The sequence below is a fragment of the Paracoccus benzoatiresistens genome (assembly GCF_026913015.1).
Classification (GTDB): Bacteria; Pseudomonadota; Alphaproteobacteria; order Rhodobacterales; family Rhodobacteraceae; genus Paracoccus; species Paracoccus benzoatiresistens.
Window position 1 is genome coordinate 1 of sequence record NZ_JAPTYD010000005.1, and the last position, 20,328, is coordinate 20,328.

The window sequence follows — 20,328 nt, forward strand, 5'->3', positions numbered from 1 at the left end:
CGAGCCCGAGGTGGTCGACGACCTGATCGCCAACCGCATGAACCGAGGCTGACAAAAAGGCCGCGGAGGGGGGCGGCCCGTGTGCAGCGAAAAAGGGCGGCATCCGGAGAGGAGGACCGGGCGTCGCCATACCTGCCTGACGAGCAATCCCGCGCACGCGCCCTGCTACCCCGGGGACGCGACCGAAGAAGGCTTGACCGTCGGGCCCCATGCCAGCGACCCGCTGGTTCAACAGGAGGAGGATTGATGGCTTACGCATCGCCCGACGCGACGACCCGTTCGCGTCCCATGTCGTCCGAGGAAAAGAAGGTCATCCTGGCCTCTTCCGCGGGCACCATCTTCGAATGGTACGACTTTTATCTTTATGGCTCTCTGGCCTCGATCATCGGGGCGCAGTTCTTCACCGCCTTTCCGGAAGCCACGCGCAACGTCTTCGCGCTGCTGGCCTTCGCGGCGGGCTTCCTGGTCCGTCCCTTCGGCGCGCTGGTCTTTGGCGCCCTGGGCGACCTGATCGGCCGGAAATACACCTTCCTGGCCACCATCCTGATCATGGGCTTCTCGACCTTCCTAGTCGGCCTGCTGCCGGGCTATGCCTCCTGGGGCATCGCCGCGCCGATCATCCTGATCGCGCTGCGGATGCTGCAGGGCCTGGCGCTTGGCGGCGAATACGGCGGGGCGGCGGTCTATGTGGCCGAACACGCGCCGCAGGGCCAGCGCGGCTACTTCACGTCCTTCATCCAGACCACGGCGACCCTGGGCCTGCTCTTGTCGCTGGTCGTGATCCTGCTGGTCACGTCCTATGTCAACGCGAACTATCCTGCCGTTCCGCAGCTTGGCCTTGACGGCCAGCCGCTTCTGGACGCCACCGGCGCGCAGGTCATGCTGGAGCCCTTCAAGGCCTGGGGCTGGCGCATCCCGTTCCTGGGGTCGGTCTTCCTGCTGCTGATATCGCTGTATATCCGCCTGCAGATGAACGAATCCCCCGCCTTCAAGAAGATGAAGGAGGAAGGCGCGCAGTCCAAGGCGCCGCTGAAGGAAGCCTTCGGCAACTGGCGCAACGGCAAGATCGCCCTGATCGCGCTGCTGGGCCTGACGGCGGGACAAGCCGTGGTCTGGTATTCGGGCCAGTTCTACGCGCTGTTCTTCATCCAGAACGTGATCAAGGTCGATCAGTTCAGCGCCAACGTCTTTGTCGCCTGGTCGCTGATCCTGGGCACTGCGGGCTTCATCTTCTTCGGCTCGCTGTCCGACCGTATCGGCCGCAAGCCGATCATCCTGGGCGGCTGCGCGCTGGCCGCGCTGACCTATATGTGGGTCTTCCCGATGCTGACGGCGGTCGCGAACCCTGCGCTGCACGCGGCCCAGCAGATCCCCGTGACGGTGACCGCGGCGCCGGACGACTGCTCGTTCCAGTTCAACCCGGTGGGCACGGCGCAGTTCAACAACAGCTGCGATGTCGTCAAGGCAACGCTGTCCAAATCCTCCGTAAACTCGGAAACCGTGGATGCGCCGGCGGGCACCGTGGCCTCGGTCAAGGTGGGCGAGACGGTGGTGCAGTCCTATGACGGCAATGCGCTGACCGGCGATGCGCTGGCTGCGGAAAAGGCGCGCTTCACGTCCGAAATCAACGCCGCGCTGACGGCGGCGGGCTATCCGCTGACGGCCGCCGACAACACGACCGTCGCCAAGGCCGACCACTTCTTCGACATCTTCAACGGCCAGAACATCAGGGTAGTGCTGATCCTGACTTTCCTGATCGTGCTGGTGACGATGGTCTATGGCCCGATCGCGGCGCAGCTGGTCGAGCTTTACCCGACCCGCATCCGCTATTCCGGCCTGTCGCTGCCCTATCACATCGGCAACGGCTGGTTCGGGGGCCTGCTGCCGGCGACGGCCTTCGCGATCTCGGCCCAGACCGGCAACATCTATGCGGGCCTGTGGTATGCGATCGTGATCGCGGTGATGACGGTGATCATCGGCACCATCTTCGTGCCGAACAACACCCACAAGAAGAACATCTTCGCCGACGACGGCGTCTGATCCTGCCATCGGGCGGGCCGGATCATCCCGGCCCGCCGTCACCTTTTCAGATCGGGAAGGCGCGGCCCATGGCCCGGATTCTTGTTGTCGAGGACGAGGACAACATCGCCATCGCGCTGGAGTTCCTGCTGGCCCGCGACGGGCATGCCCATTCCCGCCTGTCGGAAGGCAGTGCCGCCCTGGCCGCGATCCGTGACGAACGCCCGGACCTTGTCCTTCTGGACGTGATGCTGCCCGACATGTCGGGATACGAGGTCGTCGCGGTCCTGCGCGCGGATCCCGGCCTGTCCGGGGTGCGCATCCTGCTGATGACCGCGCGCGGATCGGTTGTCGAACGCCGCCGCGGCCTTGCCCTGGGTGCGGACGGCTTCATCGCCAAGCCGTTCGAGCTGTCGGAACTGCGGGCCGAGATGACGCGGCTGCTGAGCTGAGGATCAGCGGCGTCGGGCCTGCCACAGCGACCATCCGGCCAGACCAAGACAAAGATAGACCGCATTCACCGCCAGCCCGGCCAGCACCTGCATGGACAAGGGCTCGGGACGGGTCATGGCCCCTGTCAGCGGGATGATTACCGCGACGAAGACGGCCCCCGCCGCCAGCGGCAGCAATATCCCCGTCACTGGCCTGTTGCGCAGCGTTGTCAGCAGAAGCGCAATCAGCAGGCCGATCCGGAACACATCCCCAGCCTGGGCCGCCAGCAGGTCCGCCATCATACATCCCCCTGTCTTTTCCACAAACTAGACCGCGCGCCGCGGCGCAGTCCAGCGGGTCACAGCGGGATTTCGGGCTGGTCTGGGTTGATCGGGATCTCGGGCAGGGCGGGCGAGGAATCATCGGGTGCCCGCAGCGTTTCCCCAAGGGCTGGCGGGGGCGGCGCGTCGGCCTTGCGGCGGATCAGCACGTCGCCGTTCTCCAGCCGCTCGGGCGCCTCGTAATTGCCGAGGTCATCCACCAGCACCGCCAGATCATCCAGCATGGGGGCAAGATCGGCCAGGGCGCCGCCCATGTCCTGGCCAAGCCGGTTCAGGTCGGGGCCAAGTTCGTTCCACAGGTTTTCGGCAATGATGCCCAAGCCGCGTTCGACAAGGCCCAGTCCTTCCTCGGTCTGGGACTGGGCCAGCGCCGGTGCGGGCATGGCAAGCAGGACCAGGATCAGAAACCGGCGCATGATCACCCCAACGCGTTGCCGCATGGCGTCATGCTACGCTTCCCTTGGCAGGGTGTCGAGCGCGCAACGAAAAAGGGCTGGCGCAAGGCCAGCCCTTATACCTGACGGACCCGAAGTTCCGTTCAGAAATCAGCTGTCGTCGTCGTCGTCGTCCGAAGCGACGGCGGCGATGACGCCCAGCAGCAGCAGGGCCGGGACAACCAGGCCAGCGTTGGTCGTGGCGGGGCTTTCTTCCACAACGACGGGTTCGACGTCGACGACGGGGGCGACATAGCCACCAGCCAGAGCCGACGAAGCGGTCAGGCCGAGAGCGGCAGCAAAGGTAGCAAATTTGGTCATGATCATGCTCCGTTTCGTTGAAAGCTGCCGTCACCGGCAACATCGAGGCGACAGTTACACAATCCCCGACTGTTTGAAAGCTTCATTGATTCAAATCCGTCGCTGGCTTGTGCCGACTGTTGCATATTGGCCAACACCCTTCGGGTCGCTCGGTTCCGGTCGGAAATGGCACTCTGGCGGGGCTGTGGCATTCCTGCACTAGCCACGCCGAAACACCTGCGAAATTCCGAAAATCGCCGCCGCTCCGGCCACGATCGAAGGGCCTGCGGGCGTGTCCAGACGCAGGCTGGCCGTCAGCCCGCCCAACACGGCAAGCGCGGCGATCAGCGTGGCATTGCCGACCATGCGTTCGGGCGTGCGCGACAATCCGCGGGCGGCTGCCGCGGGAACGATCAGCATTGCAGAAATCAGCAGCGATCCCACGACACGAATCGACAGCGCCACCACAACCGCAAGGGCAACCGACAGGACCAGGCGTTCGATCCGCGGATCGATTCCCGCGGCCATCGCCAGTTCCTCGTTCAGCGATGCCGTCAGCAGCCGCTGCCAGCGCCAGGCCAGCAAGGTCAGGACCGCGCCTGCGCCCGCCCAGATCAGCGCCAGATCGGCGCGTCCCACGGCCAGGATGTCGCCGAACAGATAGGCCGACAGATCCGACCGCGCCTGCGGCACGAAGCTGATCGCCACCAGCCCGATGGCCAGCGCGGAATGGGACAGCACCCCCAGCATCGTGTCCATCGCCTGCCCGCGCGTGGCCAGGGCCGAGACCACCAGCGCCATGGCCAGGGCAACAAGCAGCGTGCCCGCATAGATGGAGGCGTTGAAGGCCAGGCTGATCGCCACGCCAAGGATCGCGGCGTGGGCGGTGGAGTCGCCGAAATAGGCCATTCGCCGCCAGACCACGAAGCTGCCAAGCGGCCCGGCAACCGCCGCGACGCCAAGCCCCGCCAGAATCGCGCGGGTGAAGAAGTCGTCCAGCATCAGGGGGCCTCGGCATGGTGGTGGTGGGGGTGGGGGCCGTGCCCATGCCCGTGGTCGTGGTCGTGGTCGTGGTCGTGGTCGTGATGGTGTTGGTACAGCGCCAGCGTGCCTTCGGATCCCGCGCCGAACAGGGCGCGGTATTCGGGTGCGGTGCTGACATGCTGGGGCGTGCCTTCGCAGCAGATATGCCCGTTGAGGCAGATCACCCGGTCGGACGCCCGCATGACGACCAGCAGGTCATGGCTGACCATCAGCACCGCCGCGCCGGTCTGGCGGCGCACCTCCTCGATCAGCTTGTAGAAGGCGACGATGCCGGGCTGGTCCAGGCCCTGCGTGGGTTCGTCCAGAACCAGCAGATGCGGGTCGTGCAGCAGCGCGCGGGCCAGCAGCACGCGCTGGAACTGCCCGCCGGACAACTGCGTCAGTTGGCGCGCCTCGACCCCCTGGACCCCGGTGCGGGTCAGGACCCTTGCCGCGACATCATCGGAAATGCGCCGGGGCAGGGACAGAAAGCGCCGCACGGTGATGGGGATGGTGGTGTCCACCTGCACCCGCTGCGGGACATAGCCGATGCGCAGGCCTGGCTTGCGCACGACCCGGCCCGCCGCCAGCGGCATGTGCCCCAGAAGGGCACGCACCAGCGAGGATTTTCCCGACCCGTTCGGCCCGACAACGGTGACGATTTCCTGCGGCCCGATGCGGAAATCGACGTTCTGCAGCACGGTCTCATGGCTGCCGGGGCGCTGGATGGTCAGGCCCCGGGCCTCGATCAGCGCGCTCATGCCCCCGCCTCGGCGCAGGCGGGGCAGAGGCCAAGCGCCTCAATGGTGACGCGTTCGACGGCAAAGCCGGTCTCGGCCGCCAAATTGGACAAGGCCGTTCGCACCGGGGCGGCAGGCAGTTCGGCCAGCTTGTCGCAGGCCCGGCAGATCAGGAAGGCGGGCGCGTGGTCATGGCCTGGATGCAGGCATGCGGCAAAGGCGTTCAGCCGCTGCAGGCGGTGCGCAAGGCCATGCTCGACCAGGAAGTCCAGCGCGCGATAGGCAACCGGGGGCTGGTGGCCGAAGCCTTCGGCGGCAAGACGGTCCAGCACCTCGTATGCGCCCATGGCGCGGTGCGATTCCAGCAGGATCTCCAGCGTGCGGCGGCGCACCGGAGTCATGCGGCCACCCTGTTCGGCAAGCCTGCCCGCGGCCTCGTCCAGCGCACGGGCTTCGCAGGCGCGGTGGTCGTGGGGGGCGAAGGCCGGGGTCGTTCTGTCGCAGTCGTCGGTCACGAGCGTTACTTTATCACAAGTTGGTTGACTTGTTATCATGTAACATGAAATGGAACGGTCCTGCAATCAACGAACAGGGAACGACCCATGCGCATGATGCTTTCCTTGCTGGCCCTTCTGGCTGCCGCCCCCGCCCTGGCCGAGCCGCCGCAGGTGGTGGTGGATACGCCGGTGACCGGATCGCTGGTCCAGCAGGTACTGGGGAATGACGGGCAGGTCCGGGTTCTGCTGCCGCAGGGGGCCAGCGCGCATCACCACCAGATGCGGCCTTCGGACGCGCGGAGCCTGCAGGACGCCGGGCTGCTGGTCTGGACCGGGCCGGAACTGACGCCCTGGCTGGATAGATCCGCCGCTTCGCTGGCCGGCGGCGCGGCGCAGCTTCGCCTGCTGGAGGTGCCCGGCACGCATCTGCGCAGCTATGGCGGCGATGGCGGGCACGACCACGACCATCACCATGAGCATGAGCACGACCATGGCCATGACGGCACCGACCCCCACGCCTGGCTGGATCCGGCCAATGCGCAGTTGTGGTTGACGGCAATTGCCGAGGCGCTGGCCGAGGCCGATCCCGGCAATGCCGACCTTTATGCCCGGAACGCCACGGCTGCGGCGCAGCGCGTCGCGGATCTGGATGCCGAGCTGCAGGCGCAACTCGCGCCCTACAGGGATGCCAGCTTCGTGGTCTTCCACGATGCCTATGGCTATTTCACGGATCACTTTGGCTTGCGCCCGGCCATTCCGGTTTCGCTTGGCGATGCCAGCACGCCCTCGGCCGCGCGTCTGGCCGCCATCCGCGACGAAATCGCCGAAACGGGCGCGGCCTGCGCCTTTCCCGAATATGGCAGCGATCCGAAGCTGGTGCAGGCCGTCATCGAGGGGAGCGATGTCCGCCTGGGCAAGGAACTTTCCCCCGAGGGCGGTGATCTGACAGGGGGAAATGATCTTTATACGTCGATCATGACACAAATGGGGCTCTCGCTGGCTGCCTGTTTGACTCAGCGGTAAGTGTCTGTGGGGAGACGGTTTTCTGCCTGACACATCCTGTCGGGCAGATATCCGAGTCTTTTACTTTGACAATCCAGACGGAATTTGTCAGATTTCGGGCAGTGAAGGCTTAACCCCAAGAGGCTGACCATGACCGCTGCGCGTCCCGCAGATTTCCAGCAACCGGCTACCAGCGTCCTGGCGCGTATTCCGCAGCATGACGCGACCACGCTGACGCGGGGCGGCAACCAGGCGCTGATCATCCTCGACGACCAGATCTACCAGTTGCGCATCACCCGCGCCGGCAAGCTGATCCTGACGAAGTAGACCTTCCTTCGGCCCGGATCAGGCTGCGACGCAAGGCCGCCGGATGCAGGCGGCGCGGATCAGCCGCGCGGCTTGCCCCCCGGACGGCCACCCGGTTTGCCGGCAGGACGCCCGCGCGGCTTGTCGGTGAAGCGGGACCCTTGGTCGCCCGAACCGCCGCGCGCCGGCTTTGGCCCGCCGGGTTTGCCGAAAGGCTTGCGGTCACCGCCGGGCTTTCCGTCGCCGCGCGGCCCGAAGCCGCCCGGCTTGCCCTCGGCACGCGGCTTGAAGCCACGTTCGCCTTCAGGGCGGCCCTCGCCCCGCGGCTTGAAGCCACGTTCGCCACCTGGCTTGCCCTCACCACGCGGCTTGAAGCCACGCTCGCCTTCGGGGCGGCCTTCGCCACGCGGCTTGAAGCCACGTTCGCCACCTGGCTTGCCCTCACCACGGGGCTTGAAGCCACGTTCCCCTTCGGGGCGGCCTTCGCTACGCGGCTTGAAGCCGGGCTTGTCTCCGTCCCGCCGCCAGTTGCCGCCTTGTCCGTCGCGTGCGGGCTTGGCGAAACGCGGACGATCCTCGGCCCCTTCGGGGCGGGGCTTGCCCGACCATTGCCGCGCCGGGCGATCGCCGTCTTCCCGGGCCGCTCCGGGCTTGCCACGGAAACGCGGCCGGTCGGCGTCGTCGCCGCCAAAGCGCGGCTTGCCGGGCTTGTCTCCCCAAGAGCGGGCAGGACGATCCGCGTCATCACGCGGACCCGCAGGCTTGCGGGCGAAACGGCGCTCGCCTTCCTCGCCTGCCGCCAGCGGCCGGGGGGCGCGGCGCGGACCTTCGCCCTCCTCGCGGCGCGGCTTGCGCGGGCCCTCGGCGCCGCGGGGACGCATCTCGCGGTCCTTGGGCGCGGTTTCCTCGCCCGTCAGCAGACCGCCAAGCTGGTCGCGCAGGACCCGGCGCTTCACCTCGACTACCTCGTTCTTTTCCATGCCCACCAGCTTGAACGGGCCATAGCCGATGCGGATCAGCCGGTTCACCTGCAGGCCGACATGGGCCATGGCGCGGCGGATCTCGCGGTTCTTGCCCTCGCGGATGCCGACGGTCAGCCAGGCGTTTGCGCCCTGCTGGCTGTCCAGCTTGATCTCCATCGGGGCGAAATCCTCGCCTTCGATGGTCACGCCCCGGCGCAGCGGCGCGAAGGTCAGGTCGCTGGGCGTGCCGTTCACCCGCACGCGGTAACGCCGCAGCCAGCCGGTCGAGGGAAGCTCCAGCCGCCGCTTCAGCTCTCCGTCGTTGGTCAGCAGCAGCAGCCCTTCGGAATTGAGGTCGAGCCGCCCGACCGTCATCACGCGCGGCAGGTCGCGGGGCAGGGCGTCGAACACCGTCTGGCGGCCCTTTTCGTCCGCCTCGGACGTCACCAGGCCGATCGGCTTGTAATACAGCCACAGCCGCGTTTCCTGCGGCTCGTCCAGCTTCTTGCCATCCACGGTGATGCGGTCGGTCGGCAGCACGTCCAGGGCGGGGCTGTCGATCTTCTTCCCGTTCACCGTGACCCGGCCCTCGGTGATCATGCGCTCGGCTTCGCGGCGGCTGGCGATGCCTGCGCGGGCCATCACCTTGGCGATGCGGTCGGGGGATTGTCCGGGGGATTGTTCGGGGGCGGGGGTCGCGGAAGGGGCGGGGGTCGTGGAAGGGGTGGCGTCGTCGGTCATGGCGATCTCCTGCGCATCGCTGCGGTGGCAAAAACCGCGCTTCTAGCGAAAGCGCGGGGCTGTGGAAAGGGCGACTTGCGCGGCGTCGTCGCCCTTGCGACAAGCGGGGCATGAGCCTCTTCACCTCTCATATGGCGCTGGCCCTGGCAGAGGCAAGGGCCGCAGCCGACCGGGGCGAGGTTCCGGTGGGCGCGGTGGTCGTGGCCCCCGACGGGCGCGTGGCGGCGGCGGCGGGCAACCGCACGCGCGAGTTGGCGGACCCCACTGCCCATGCCGAGATCCTGGCGATCCGCGAGGCCTGCCGGGCTGCGGGCTCCGAGCGGCTGCCCGGCCATGACCTGTGGGTCACGCTGGAGCCTTGCCCGATGTGCGCCGCCGCCATTTCCGCCGCGCGGATCGGGCGCCTGTATTATGGGGCAAGCGACGTGCGCATGGGCGGCGTCGAACATGGCGCCCGGGTGTTCGAGCACCCGCAATGCCATCATCGCCCGCAGGTTTATGACGGACTTGGCGCGGATCAGGCGCGGGCGCTGCTGAAGGGGTTCTTCCAGACCCGTCGATGACGGTTGCGCGCCTCGCGCGCGTCGCCTATACCGTCCTCCACGCGGGTGTAGCTCAATGGTAGAGCAGCAGCCTTCCAAGCTGAATACGTGGGTTCGATTCCCATCACCCGCTCCATCCCCTCTCCGACGCGGTCAGTCGGCGGCGTTGACGTCGCTGCGCAGGATGGATTTCAGCTGCAGGGTTTCGGGGTCGATGCGCACCAGGTGATCGCCCACGATGGCATAGCGGCTGCCGCGCACCCCTGATCCAAGCCCGTAATGACCGGGACGTTCGATGAAGTCGACTTGATCGGCGGGAATCACATCGCCCGGCGCCAGGACAGGCAAAGGCGACGGCCGAAGCGCATGATCCGGCGCGCCTTGCGCCTGCGGGCCGTGGTCGGCGTAAATCGCCCCGATGACCGCTGTCACAGAGGCAGCCGCAATCGCGATCAGTTTGCCTGTCATCATCTCGTCCACGGCAGTTCGTTGTCTCAGGGGGAAAACCTGACAGGGGCCGGGCGGGTTCCGCCGGAGGCAGGGGTTCCGCCGCGCTAGCGGTTTTTTTCGACGAAGCGTGGCAACATTGCCGAGAAGTCGCGGCCGCGCCCGTCTTCTTCCTCGACGAACTGCCGGTAAAGCTGCCGCGCAAGCGCGCCCATCGGCGTGTCGGCGCCCGCCGATGATGCGGCGGCCTGCGACAGGTTCAGGTCCTTCAGCATCAGTTCGGCGGCAAAGCCGGGCTTGTAGTCGTTGTCGGCGGGGGACTTCGGCCCGATGCCGGGGGCAGGGCAATAGGTGTTCATCGACCAGCTGGAGCCGGAGGAGGTCGAGACGACATCGAACATTTTCTGCCGGTCCAGCCCCAGCTTGTCGGCCAGGGCGAAAGCCTCGCAGGTGGCGATCATGGTGACGCCCAGGATCATGTTGTTGCAGATCTTGGCCGCCTGGCCGGCACCCGAGGCGCCGCAATGGACCGCCTTCTGGCCCATGATGTCAAAGAGCGGCCGGACGGTCGCGAAGGCCTCCTCGGAACCGCCGACCATGAAGGTCAGCGTGCCGGCCTGCGCGCCCCCGACCCCGCCCGAGACCGGCGCGTCCAAGGCGCCAAGCCCCGCCGCCTGCGCCTGGGCGGCCACTGCGCGGGCGCTGTCCAGATCCACGGTGGAACAGTCGCAAAGGACCGCGCCGGGCCGCATGGCCGGGATGACTTCCTTAGCGACTGCGCCGAGGATCCGGCCGTCGGGCAGCATGGTGATGACGACATCGGCGCCCGTTGCGGCAGCGGCGGCGCTGTCGGCCAGGTCCAGGCCCTGGGGCCGGGCGGCGGTGTCGAATCCCGCGACCTGATGCCCGGCGCGGGCGAGGTTCAGCGCCATCGGCGCGCCCATGTTGCCAAGGCCGATAAAGGCGATCTTCATGCCGGTTCCCTCAGGGTCAGTTCATGGGCTCCCAGGGGCGCCAGCACCGCCGCGACATGGTCGGGGCTGGCGTCGGCCATCCATTTCGGCTTGCGGTCCTTGTCGATGATCTGCGCACGCACGCCTTCCAGGAAATCGGTCTCGCGCGTCGCACGCCAGGTATAGCGGTATTCGCGGGCCAGAGAGTCCTGCATCCGGCTGTCATGCCGCGCGGCACGCACCATCGCCAGCCCCGCCGCCATCGACAGGGGAGAGTTGCCGGCCAGCACCTTGAGGGTCTGGGCATCGCCAGCCTGCTCCAGCGCGTCGATGATGTCGGCCACGGTGTCTTCGGCAAAGGCAGACAGGTCGCTGGTTCGCAGGGGGGCGGTTGGGGCGTCCTGGCCCTCGATCAGGGACAGGTCGCCCGTGTCCTCCAGCCGGGCGATCAGGTCGGGCCACTGGTCCTCGGGGATATAGGTATCGGCAAAGCCCGCATGGATCGCGTCGCCCGCGCCCATCCGGGCGCCGGTCAGCGCCAGGTATTCCCCGATCCGGCCCGGCGCGCGGGACAGAAGCCAGGTGCCGCCCACGTCGGGGATGAGGCCGATGCCTGACTCGGGCATGGCGATCTGCGTGGTGTCGCCCACGATGCGATGGCTGGCATGGCCGCCGACGCCCACGCCGCCGCCCATGACGAAGCCCTGCATGAAGGCGACGATGGGCTTCGGGTAATCGGCAATGGCCGCGTTCATGCGGTATTCGTCGGCAAAGAAGCGCTGCCCCAGGGCATGATTTCCCGCAAGCCCGGCGCGATACACCGCCGCGATGTCGCCGCCCGCGCAAAAGGCGCGATCGCCCTCGGCGTCGATGATGACCAGGTCCACCTGCGGGTCGTCGCGCCAGTCGTCCAGGGTGCGGTGGATCGCCAGTGCCATGTCGTGGCTGAGCGCGTTCAGCGCCTTGGGGCGGGTAAAGGTGATGCGCCCGGCGTGGCCGGATTTGCGGATGTTCAGGTCGTCCAATTCTACCCCCGTTCGGCCAGCATCGCCCGTCCGACGATCAGGCGCATGATCTCGTTGGTGCCTTCCAGGATCTGGTGCACGCGCAGGTCGCGCACGATCTTCTCGATCCCGTAATCGGCCAGATAGCCATAGCCGCCATGCAGTTGCAGGCAGCCATTTGCGACATCAAAGGCGCGGTCAGTGACGTGCAGCTTGGCCATCGCGCAGAATTTGGTCGCATCCGCCGCGCCCGTGTCAAGCTTCCATGCCGCCTGGCGCAGGAAGATGCGCGCGGATTGCAGTGCGGTTTCCATCTCGGCCAGCCGGAATTGAAGCGCCTGGAACTGGTCCAGCGACCGGCCAAAGGCGCGGCGTTCGCCCATATAGGCCAGCGTCGCGTTCAGCGCGGCCTGCGCCCCGCCAAGTGCCGCCGCCGCGATGTTCAGCCGCCCGCCGTCCAGCCCCGCCATCGCATAGGCAAAGCCCCGTCCTTCCTCGCCCAGCAGGTTTTCGGCGGGGATGTCGCAATCGTCGAACTGCACCTGGGCGGTGGGCTGGGCGCGCCAGCCCATCTTGTCCTCGGGTGCGCCGAACGACAGTCCGGGGGTGCCATCCTGCACGATCACCGCGCTGATGCCCTTCGGCCCTTCGCCTCCGGTGCGGACCATGGCCACATAGGCGTCCGAATAGCCCCCGCCCGAGATGAAGGCCTTGGTTCCGTTCAGCTGCCAGCCCGCATCCGTCCGTTCCGCCCGCGTGCGCAGGGCGGCGGCGTCCGATCCGCTGCCGGGCTCGGTCAGGCAATAGCTGAAGATCGTCTCCATGCTGCAAAGCCCCGGCAGCCAGTGGGCGCGGGCGGCGTCCGATCCGAACCTGTCGATCATGCCGCCGCACATGTTGTGGATCGACAGGAAGGACGCGACCGACGGGCATGCCATCGCCAGCGCCTCGAAGACCAGCGTTCCGTCCAGCCGCGACAGGCCCGCGCCGCCATGCTCCTCGGCCACGTAAAGTCCGCCGAAGCCCAGGGCGGCCACATCCGCCCACAGCTCGCGCGGGATGGTGCCCTGCGCTTCCCAATCGCGGGCATGGGGCGCGATGCGGTCCTGCCCGAAATCGCGCGCCAGATCGACGATGGCCTGCTGTTCCTCGGTCAAGGCGAAGTCCATGCGCCCATCCCTCCCCGGACGATTGCAAATTGAACAGCCGTTTAATTGCCCGGGATGGGGCGCCTTGGCAAGGGTTACAGCCCGTGGTGGAATTCCTGCACCAGGTGGCGGACCAGTTCGCGCATCGCCTCCTCCGGCGTGGCGCCGGCGGCAGTGGCGCGCGACAGGACGGCGCGCTGGCAAGCGGCCGATCCGCCCTGGGCCACGATGTCGCGCGCCCGGGCGACATGGGGCTGGCTGTCCAGGGCATCGGCGTCGCCCGAGATCAGCGCCAGCCAATCCTCCACGACCTCGGCAAAGGGGATGACCCGCCCGGCGCCAAAGTCGATCATGCCCTCGGTCATGCCATAGCGGGCGGCACGCCAGCGGTTTTCCGCGATCAGGAAGTTGTCGTATTGCCGCCAGCGCTGGTTCTGGCGCGACAAGCGCCACAGCATCCGCAGCGTGGCCTGGATCAGCGCGGCCAGGGTGACCGTGTCCTCCAGCCGGGGCGAGGCGTCGCAGACCCGCGTTTCCAGCGTCGGGAAGCGCGACGAGGGGCGCAGGTCCCACCAGATCTTGCTGCTGTCCTCGATCACGCCCAGATCGGTCAGCGCGCAGACGGACCGGTGGAAATCGTCCCAGCTTCCGAACTGCGGGGGCAGGCCCGTCCGGGGCATCCCGCCGAAGACGGTGGTGCGATAGGAGGCAAGCCCCGTGTCGCTGCCCTGCCAGAGGGGGCTGGAAGCCGACAGCGCCAGCAGATGCGGCAGGAAATAGGTCATCTGGTTCATCAGGTCGATGCGCTGGGCTTGCGATCCGATCCCCACATGGACATGCATCCCCGAGATCAGCATCCGCCGCGACACCGCCGCCAGGTCGCGCGACAGCTGGTTGTAGCGGTCCTTGTCGGTATGGTGCTGCTCGCGCCAGTCCGCGAAGGGATGGCAAGAGGCCGAGATCGGCGCCAGCCCGTGGTTCCCGGCGACATGGGCAACCGTGCGCCGCAGATGCGCCAGGTGCTGTCGCGCCTCGGCGATGCTGGCCGAGACCGGCGTTCCGACCTCGACCTGGCAGCGCAGGAATTCGGGGCTGAACTGGTCGCCCAGGGCCGCCTTGCATTCCGCCATCAGCGCGTCGGGCGCGGCTGCCAGATCGCCGGTCGAGGGATCGACCAGAAGGTATTCCTCCTCGATGCCAAGGGTGAAGTCGGGGTGGTCGGTCATGGGCTGCCTTGCTCTGGATCGTTGTCAGCACACAGCGATCACCGGCGGCACAAGTTCCGGACGCGGCCCCACAAAGCGCCAGGCCGGGGAGTGTCGCGCAACAGGAAGCGTTGCTCCCCGCAGGGGGAAGAAAGGCTTGTGGCAAGAAGGGCGGGGAAATCCCCGCCGTTTTTCCGTTTCACTCCATGGCGCGGAAGTTGAATTCCCCGCCTTCCTTGATGCCCGAAGGCCAGCGGGCCGTCACCGTCTTGGTCCGGGTATAGAAACGGAAGGCGTCGGGCCCGTGCTGGTTCAGGTCGCCGAAGCCCGATTTCTTCCAGCCGCCGAAGGTGTGATAGGCCAGCGGCACCGGGATCGGGACGTTGATGCCCACCATACCGATGTTGATGCGGCTGGCGAAATCGCGCGCGGTGTCGCCATCGCGGGTATAGATCGCGGTGCCGTTGCCGTATTCGTGGCTCATCGCCAGGCCGATGGCTTCTTCATAGGAACCCGCGCGGACGGTGGACAGGACCGGGCCGAAGATCTCGGTCTTGTAGATGTCCATGTCGGGGGTCACGCGGTCGAACAGGTGCGGGCCGACAAAGAAGCCGTTCTCGTAGCCTTGCAGGTTGAAGTCGCGGCCGTCCACGACCAGTTCGGCGCCCTGGTCGATGCCGGACTGGACCAGCCGCAGGATGTTGGCCTTGGCGGCTGCGGTCACGACCGGGCCATAGTCCACGTCGTCGCCCGCCGTATAGGGGCCGACCTTCAGCTTCTCGATCCGCGGGATCAGGCGCTCGATCAGCGCGTCGGCCGTCTTGTCGCCCACCGGCACCGCGACCGAAATCGCCATGCAGCGTTCGCCCGCCGCGCCATACCCGGCGCCCACAAGGGCATCGGCGGCCTGGTCCATGTCGGCATCCGGCATGATGATCATGTGGTTCTTGGCGCCGCCGAAGCACTGCGCCCGCTTGCCGGTCGCCGCCGCGCGTTCATAGATGTATTGCGCGATCGGGGTGGAACCCACGAAGCCCACGGCCTGGATCACCGGATTGTCGAGGATCGCGTCCACGCTGTCCTTGTCGCCATTGACGACCTGCAACACGCCAGCGGGCAGGCCCGCTTCCTGCAGCAGCGCGGCCAGCATCAGCGGGACCGAGGGGTCGCGTTCCGACGGCTTCAGGATCATCGCGTTTCCGGCGGCCAGCGCGGGGCCCAGCTTCCACAGCGGGATCATGGCCGGGAAGTTGAAGGGCGTGATGCCCGCCACCACGCCCAGGGGCTGGCGCATTGAATACATGTCAATGCCGGGACCGGCGCTGTCGGTGAATTCGCCCTTCAGCAGGTGGGGGGCGCCGATGCAGAACTCGATCACCTCGAGCCCGCGCTGCACGTCGCCCTTGGCGTCGGGCAGGGTCTTGCCGTGTTCCGATGACAGCACCTCGGCCAGCTTGTCCATGTCGCGGTTGATGAGCCGCACGAACTCCATCATCACGCGGGCGCGGCGCTGCGGGTTGGTGGCGCCCCATTTCACCTGGGCAACGGCGGCGCGTTCAACCGCGTGGTCAAGCTCGGCCTTGGTGGCCAGCGACAGCTTCGCCTGGATTTCGCCGGTGGCCGGATTGAAGACATCGCTGAAGCGGCCCGACGTGCCCTTGTATTCGTTGCCGTCGATCCAGTGGTGAATCTCTTTCATCGCATCCTCCTTGGTTGGGGCGCAGCCTAGGCTTGCGGAATTGCCGGATAAAGAGGAAGGATGGCAAAGACGTTTTGCATTATTGCAAAGGCTACAGGGTGGACTGGGACGATCTGCGCATCTTTCTGGCGGTCGCGCGGGCGGAAAGCCTGTCAGGCGCGGGGCGCCGGCTTGGCATGGACGCATCCACCATCGGGCGTCGCATCGCGCGGCTGGAGGCCTCGGTCGGCGCCGCGCTGTTCGCCAAGACGCCGCAGGGCTATGCCCTGACGGCCGAGGGCGCGCGGCTGGTCGCCCCGGCCGAGGTCGCCGAGCAGGGGGCCAATGCCGCGGCCGAGGCCGTGCGCCGCGAAGCCGGGCTGACGGGCCAGCTTCGCGTCGGCGCGCCGGACGGTTGCGCGAACTATCTGCTGCCGCAGGTGGCGCGCGATCTTTGCGCCGCCCATCCGGGGCTGGAGATCCAGATCGTCGCCCTTCCGCGCGTGGTGAACCTGACGAAACGCGAAGCCGACATGGCCGTTGCCGTCTCGCCCCCCGACACGGGCCGCCTGACGGTGCAGCGCCTGACGGATTACCACCTGCATCTGGCCGCGCACGAGGATTATCTGCGCGACGCCCCGCCCATCCGCGACCTGGCCGACCTGCGGCATCACCGGATGATCGGCTATATCCCCGACATGATCTTCGACCGGGAACTGGATTACCTGTCCGAAACCGGGGCCGAGAGCGCGGCGATCACCTCGAATTCGGTTTCCGTCCAGATGCAGGCGATCCGCGCGGGGGCGGGGCTGGGCATCGTCCACGACTTCGCCATTCCCTTCGCGCCCGGCGTCCGGCTGGTCCTGCCCGACCGCATAGCGCTGAAGCGCAGCTTCTGGCTGATTCGCCATGCCGACGACCGGGCGTCGCGCCGGCTGTCCCTTCTGGCGGACCTGCTGGCCCAGGGTCTGCGGGCCGAGGTCGCGCGCCTGGAGGCCCTGCTTTCCGCTCCGCGCCTTTGTCGCACTTGACGGATCACGATTAGGCGAAAATGATGGACATATCGAAGCCTTCAGGAGGACGCCCGATGCTTGTCAATCAGCTGCTGTCGATGAAATCCACTTCGGGCAAGCCGGGGATCGAGGCGCAGACGATCCTGACCATCCGCTCCGACGCGACCCTGGGCGAGGCCGTGAAGGTGCTGGCAGAAAAGCGCATCGGCGCCGTTGTCGTATCGGACGATGGCAAGAAGCCGCAGGGGATCCTGTCCGAACGCGACATTGTCCGCCAGCTTGGCGCGCACGGCCCGGACATGCTGTCCACTCCGATCGCCGAGGTGATGACCCGCGAGGTGCAGACCTGCGCCATGGGGGATGACGCGCTGGTCATCCTTGAACGGATGACCCAGGGCCGTTTCCGCCACCTGCCCGTCGTCGACCAGGACGGCAACATGCTGGGCGTGGTGTCGATCGGCGATGCGGTCAGCGGCCGGCTGAAGGAACTCGCGGCCGAGAAAGAGGCCTTGACCGGCATGATCATGGGCGCCTGACGAGCGGCGCAATCGCTTGCAATCCGGGCAGAAATCGGCTTTGCCACGGCAGGGCAGGCAAGAATAAGGGCGTCCGTTCATGCGCATCGGTCTTTATCCAGGCACATTCGATCCGATCACGCTGGGCCATGTCGATATCATCCAGCGCGCCATGGCCCTGGTGGACCGCCTTGTCATCGGCGTCGCCATCAATCGCGACAAGTCGCCCCTTTTCGGCCTGGAAAGCCGCGTCGCCATGGTCCAGGCCGAATGCGACCAGATCGCCGCCCGGACGGCAGGCGAGATCGTCGTCCATCCGTTCGAGAACCTGCTGATCGACTGCGCCCGCGACGTGGGCGCGTCCGTGATCGTGCGCGGCCTGCGCGCCGTGGCCGACTTCGAATACGAATTCCAGATGGTCGGGATGAATCGCGCCCTGGATGCCAGCATCGAGACCGTGTTCATGATGGCCGATGCCCGGCGGCAGGCCATCGCGTCCAAGCTGGTCAAGGAAATCGCGCGCCTTGGCGGCGACGTGTCGAAATTCGTGACGCCCCCCGTCCAGGAGGCACTGGAGCAACGCTATCGCGGATAAGGCTTGCAGCAAGACGCCACGGTGCTAGCATCCTTGTCGAACGCGCGCTGTTCTTGAACCTCGGAGGGAGTCGTGACCCAGTCCGACCAGCGCCTGCCTGCCTATCCCGACGAATTGCCCGAGCCCAGCCAGATCGCGCTGTCCGACCTGTCCGACGCGCTGGCGCGGGGTTGGCGCGATTTCCGCCGCGTGCCCGCCTATGGGCTGGGTTTTTCCGCCTTCTACGTGCTGGGGGGGTGGGCGCTCGCCTCGGTCGCCTTCGCCTCGGGGCGGGCCTGGTGGCTGATGCCCTTCATCCTGGGCTTTCCCCTGATCGCCCCCTTTGCCGCCGTTGGCCTTTACGAGGTCAGCCGCCGGATCGAGGCGGGAGAGCCCCTGGAGACCGCCCGCATCCTTCGCGTGGTCTTCGAACAGCGCAATCGCCAGATCCCGTCGATGGCGATGGTGATCCTGATGCTGTTCATATTCTGGGTCTTCGTGGCCCACACGGTCTTCGCGGTGTTCATGGGCGTGTCGGCTATGACCAACATCACCAGTTCGGCCGAGGTTCTGCTGCAGGGCAGGGGGCTGGCGATGCTCATCCTCGGCACGGTGATCGGCGGGATTTTCGCCGCCGTGCTGTTTTCCTTCACGGTCGTCGGCCTGCCGCTGCTGCTGGACAAGGAGGTCGATTTCATCACCGCCATCATCACCTCGTGCCAGGCGGTGGCGGCCAGTCCGGGCGTGATGGCCGTCTGGGCGGCCCTGATTGCCGGCGCGCTGTTCCTGGCCATGCTGCCGGCCTTCCTGGGACTGCTGATCGTGCTGCCGGTGCTGGGGCACGCAAGCTGGCACATCTATCGCCGGGTGATGGCCGGCTAGCCGCGCCCGATGAAGGGCATGTTGGTGGCCATCACCGTCATGAACTGCACGTTCGCGCCCCTTGGCAGCCCCGCCATGTGCAGGACGGCATCGGCGACCACCGCCACGTCCATCAGCGGTTCGGCGTCGGGCGCGTTGGTGCTGACCCGGGTCAGCAGTTCCGTCGCCGCGTTGCCGATGTCGATCTGGCCGCAGGCGATGTCGAAGGGCCGCCCGTCCAGCGACAGCGATTTGGTCAGCCCGGTCACGGCGTGCTTGGACACCGTGTAGGCCACCGATCCCGGCCTCGGGGCATGGGCCGAGATGGACCCGTTGTTGATGATCCGCCCGCCCTGCGGGGCTTGCGCGCGCATCAGCCGGAAGGCCGCGCGGGCGCAGAGGAACATGCCCGTCACATTGACCGCGATCACGTCGCGGAAGGTGCCCGGATCCATCGCGTCGGGCGTGGCAGGGTCCGCGCCGCGCCCGGCATTGTTGAACAGCGCGTCCAGCCGCCCCCATTCGGCATGGCAATGGTCGAAGGCCGAATCCACGGCCCCTTCATCCGTCACATCGCAGGGCAGGATCAGCGCGGGGTCACTGCCGGCGGTTTCCCTCAACGCATCCGCCTTGCGGCCCAGAAGCGCGACCCGCCAGCCTGCCGCCAGGAAGCGCCGCGCGGTGGCCTGCCCGATGCCGCTGCCCGCGCCGGTGATGATGATGGATCGCGCCTCGCTCATCTCAGATGACCCTTTGCTGCTGTTGACCCAGGCCGTCGATGCCGAGCCGCATGATCTGGCCCGCGCGCAGGTAGACCGGCGGCTTTTGCCCCATGCCCACACCCGGGGGCGTGCCGGTGGCGATCACGTCGCCCGGCTGCAGCGTCGTGAAGCGCGAGGTATAGGACACGATGCCCTCGGGACCGAAGACCATCGTCGCGGTCGTGCCGTCCTGATGGCGGTGGCCGTCCACCTCCAGCCACAGGCGCAGGGCGCGGGGGTCGGGGATCTCGTCCGCCGTCACCAGCCAGGGCCCGATGGGGCCGAAGCCGTCATGGCCCTTGCCCTTGTCCCAGGTGCCGCCGCGCCGCAGTTGCCAGTCACGTTCGCTGATGTCGTTGATGACGCAATAGCCCGCGATATGCCGCGCCGCCTGATCCGGCGCGATGTTGCGCCCGCCGTCGCCGATGACGATGCCCAGCTCGACCTCCCAGTCGGTGGCCGTCGAGCCGGGGGGCAGATGCAGGTCGTCGTCCGGCCCGGCGATGCAGCTGGTCCACTTGCTGAACAGGATCGGCTCGGCCGGAACCTCCATCCCCGCCTCGGCGGCGTGGTCGGCATAGTTGAGCCCGATCGCCAGGAACTTGCCGACGCTCCCCACGCAGGCACCGAGCCGCAGGTCCTGCTGCGGCAGGCCCGGAACAAGGGGCAGCGATCCCGGATCCAGCGCGCGCAGCGCCGACAGCCCGTCGCGGGTCAGGCAGGTTCCGCCGATATCCGCGACATGGGCCGACAGGTCGCGGACCCGTCCGTCGGCGTCCAGGATCCCGGGACGCTCGGCCCCCTTGTCGCCGTATCTTACAAGTTTCATC

Annotated in this window: 24 protein-coding genes and 1 tRNA gene; 10 read left to right on the plus strand and 15 right to left on the minus strand. The window is 67.3% G+C overall.

The window, feature by feature from the left end:
* Positions 1 to 246: 246 nt before the first annotated feature.
* Both OU682_RS05695 and OU682_RS05700 read left to right on the plus strand, forming a co-directional pair.
* Positions 247 to 2,040, plus strand: a complete 1,794-nt coding sequence (locus OU682_RS05695; protein ID WP_268941112.1) for an MFS transporter — start codon at positions 247 to 249, stop codon at positions 2,038 to 2,040.
* A gap of 68 nt (positions 2,041 to 2,108) precedes the next feature.
* The gene (locus OU682_RS05700) at positions 2,109 to 2,471 is read left to right on the plus strand and encodes a response regulator transcription factor (RefSeq protein WP_268941113.1); all 363 of its coding nucleotides are present in this window, start codon (positions 2,109 to 2,111) and stop codon (positions 2,469 to 2,471) included.
* Positions 2,472 to 2,474: 3 nt separating this feature from the next.
* Here the strand turns inward: OU682_RS05700 and OU682_RS05705 are convergent, their stop codons facing one another.
* From OU682_RS05705 to OU682_RS05730, 6 genes are all read right to left on the minus strand, one after another.
* Positions 2,475 to 2,750: a hypothetical protein gene (locus OU682_RS05705; protein ID WP_268941114.1), complete on the minus strand. Its 276-nt coding sequence runs from the start codon at positions 2,748 to 2,750 to the stop codon at positions 2,475 to 2,477.
* 59 nt (positions 2,751 to 2,809) lie between these two features.
* A complete protein-coding gene (locus tag OU682_RS05710; protein ID WP_268941115.1) occupies positions 2,810 to 3,232 on the minus strand; it encodes a hypothetical protein in 423 nt (140 codons plus the stop codon).
* A 105-nt stretch (positions 3,233 to 3,337) separates the two neighbouring features.
* Complete coding sequence (locus OU682_RS05715) at positions 3,338 to 3,547, minus strand: hypothetical protein (protein ID WP_371832210.1); 210 nt, start codon at positions 3,545 to 3,547, stop codon at positions 3,338 to 3,340.
* Between the two features lie 198 nt (positions 3,548 to 3,745).
* Entirely contained in the window at positions 3,746 to 4,528 is a 783-nt protein-coding gene (locus tag OU682_RS05720; RefSeq protein ID WP_268941117.1) for a metal ABC transporter permease, read from the minus strand.
* Positions 4,528 to 5,310 (minus strand): metal ABC transporter ATP-binding protein, encoded by a 783-nt coding sequence (locus OU682_RS05725; protein ID WP_268941118.1) that lies wholly within the window; start codon positions 5,308 to 5,310, stop codon positions 4,528 to 4,530. The genes OU682_RS05720 and OU682_RS05725 overlap by 1 nt, the downstream gene beginning before the upstream one ends.
* Positions 5,307 to 5,804: a Fur family transcriptional regulator gene (locus OU682_RS05730; RefSeq protein ID WP_371832211.1), complete on the minus strand. Its 498-nt coding sequence runs from the start codon at positions 5,802 to 5,804 to the stop codon at positions 5,307 to 5,309. Before OU682_RS05730 ends, OU682_RS05725 begins: the two co-directional genes overlap by 4 nt.
* An 87-nt stretch (positions 5,805 to 5,891) precedes the next feature.
* Here OU682_RS05730 and OU682_RS05735 point away from each other — a divergent pair, with 87 nt between their 5' ends.
* Entirely contained in the window at positions 5,892 to 6,809 is a 918-nt protein-coding gene (locus OU682_RS05735; RefSeq protein ID WP_268941119.1) for a zinc ABC transporter substrate-binding protein, read from the plus strand.
* 129 nt (positions 6,810 to 6,938) lie between these two features.
* On the plus strand, positions 6,939 to 7,115 hold the full coding sequence (gene hemP, locus OU682_RS05740) for a hemin uptake protein HemP (protein ID WP_268941120.1): 177 nt from the start codon (positions 6,939 to 6,941) through the stop codon (positions 7,113 to 7,115).
* A gap of 59 nt (positions 7,116 to 7,174) precedes the next feature.
* Here the strand turns inward: hemP and OU682_RS05745 are convergent, their stop codons facing one another.
* Positions 7,175 to 8,797 carry a pseudouridine synthase gene (locus tag OU682_RS05745; RefSeq protein ID WP_268941121.1) on the minus strand — a complete coding sequence of 541 codons (1,623 nt, stop codon included), beginning with the start codon at positions 8,795 to 8,797 and terminating at the stop codon, positions 7,175 to 7,177.
* A 110-nt stretch (positions 8,798 to 8,907) separates the two neighbouring features.
* Here OU682_RS05745 and OU682_RS05750 point away from each other — a divergent pair, with 110 nt between their 5' ends.
* Together OU682_RS05750 and OU682_RS05755 are read left to right on the plus strand one after the other, a co-directional pair.
* Positions 8,908 to 9,360, plus strand: coding sequence for a nucleoside deaminase (locus tag OU682_RS05750; RefSeq protein WP_268941122.1), 453 nt, complete (start codon positions 8,908 to 8,910; stop codon positions 9,358 to 9,360).
* A gap of 41 nt (positions 9,361 to 9,401) precedes the next feature.
* Positions 9,402 to 9,475 (plus strand) — tRNA-Gly (locus OU682_RS05755).
* A gap of 17 nt (positions 9,476 to 9,492) precedes the next feature.
* On the opposite strand, the gene OU682_RS05760 is transcribed toward OU682_RS05755, so the two are convergent.
* The 6 genes from OU682_RS05760 to OU682_RS05785 all read right to left on the minus strand — a co-directional run bounded on the left by OU682_RS05760 (position 9,493) and on the right by OU682_RS05785 (position 15,795).
* A complete protein-coding gene (locus tag OU682_RS05760) occupies positions 9,493 to 9,807 on the minus strand; it encodes a hypothetical protein (RefSeq protein ID WP_268941123.1) in 315 nt (104 codons plus the stop codon).
* A gap of 86 nt (positions 9,808 to 9,893) precedes the next feature.
* Positions 9,894 to 10,760: a 3-hydroxyisobutyrate dehydrogenase gene (gene mmsB / locus OU682_RS05765; protein ID WP_268941124.1), complete on the minus strand. Its 867-nt coding sequence runs from the start codon at positions 10,758 to 10,760 to the stop codon at positions 9,894 to 9,896.
* Positions 10,757 to 11,764 (minus strand): enoyl-CoA hydratase/isomerase family protein, encoded by a 1,008-nt coding sequence (locus tag OU682_RS05770; protein WP_268941125.1) that lies wholly within the window; start codon positions 11,762 to 11,764, stop codon positions 10,757 to 10,759. Before OU682_RS05770 ends, mmsB begins: the two co-directional genes overlap by 4 nt.
* A 2-nt stretch (positions 11,765 to 11,766) precedes the next feature.
* Positions 11,767 to 12,912 carry an acyl-CoA dehydrogenase family protein gene (locus OU682_RS05775; protein ID WP_268941126.1) on the minus strand — a complete coding sequence of 382 codons (1,146 nt, stop codon included), beginning with the start codon at positions 12,910 to 12,912 and terminating at the stop codon, positions 11,767 to 11,769.
* 74 nt (positions 12,913 to 12,986) lie between these two features.
* Positions 12,987 to 14,117: a carboxylate-amine ligase gene (locus OU682_RS05780; protein ID WP_268941127.1), complete on the minus strand. Its 1,131-nt coding sequence runs from the start codon at positions 14,115 to 14,117 to the stop codon at positions 12,987 to 12,989.
* 178 nt (positions 14,118 to 14,295) lie between these two features.
* Complete coding sequence (locus OU682_RS05785) at positions 14,296 to 15,795, minus strand: CoA-acylating methylmalonate-semialdehyde dehydrogenase (protein ID WP_268941128.1); 1,500 nt, start codon at positions 15,793 to 15,795, stop codon at positions 14,296 to 14,298.
* Positions 15,796 to 15,893: 98 nt separating this feature from the next.
* Here OU682_RS05785 and OU682_RS05790 point away from each other — a divergent pair, with 98 nt between their 5' ends.
* The 4 genes from OU682_RS05790 (at position 15,894) to OU682_RS05805 (ending at position 18,758) form a co-directional block, all read left to right on the plus strand.
* On the plus strand, positions 15,894 to 16,805 hold the full coding sequence (locus tag OU682_RS05790) for a LysR family transcriptional regulator (RefSeq protein WP_268941129.1): 912 nt from the start codon (positions 15,894 to 15,896) through the stop codon (positions 16,803 to 16,805).
* 56 nt (positions 16,806 to 16,861) lie between these two features.
* Positions 16,862 to 17,323, plus strand: a complete 462-nt coding sequence (locus OU682_RS05795; protein ID WP_268941130.1) for a CBS domain-containing protein — start codon at positions 16,862 to 16,864, stop codon at positions 17,321 to 17,323.
* Between the two features lie 79 nt (positions 17,324 to 17,402).
* Positions 17,403 to 17,897, plus strand: a complete 495-nt coding sequence (coaD, locus tag OU682_RS05800) for a pantetheine-phosphate adenylyltransferase (protein ID WP_268941131.1) — start codon at positions 17,403 to 17,405, stop codon at positions 17,895 to 17,897.
* Between the two features lie 72 nt (positions 17,898 to 17,969).
* Positions 17,970 to 18,758, plus strand: a complete 789-nt coding sequence (locus tag OU682_RS05805; RefSeq protein ID WP_268941132.1) for a DUF2189 domain-containing protein — start codon at positions 17,970 to 17,972, stop codon at positions 18,756 to 18,758.
* Here OU682_RS05805 and OU682_RS05810 read toward each other — a convergent pair.
* Together OU682_RS05810 and OU682_RS05815 are read right to left on the minus strand one after the other, a co-directional pair.
* On the minus strand, positions 18,755 to 19,477 hold the full coding sequence (locus tag OU682_RS05810) for an SDR family oxidoreductase (RefSeq protein WP_268941133.1): 723 nt from the start codon (positions 19,475 to 19,477) through the stop codon (positions 18,755 to 18,757). The genes OU682_RS05805 and OU682_RS05810 overlap by 4 nt on opposite strands.
* A 1-nt stretch (position 19,478) precedes the next feature.
* Positions 19,479 to 20,327 (minus strand): fumarylacetoacetate hydrolase family protein, encoded by an 849-nt coding sequence (locus tag OU682_RS05815; protein WP_268941134.1) that lies wholly within the window; start codon positions 20,325 to 20,327, stop codon positions 19,479 to 19,481.
* Between the last annotated feature and the right edge of the window lies 1 nt (position 20,328).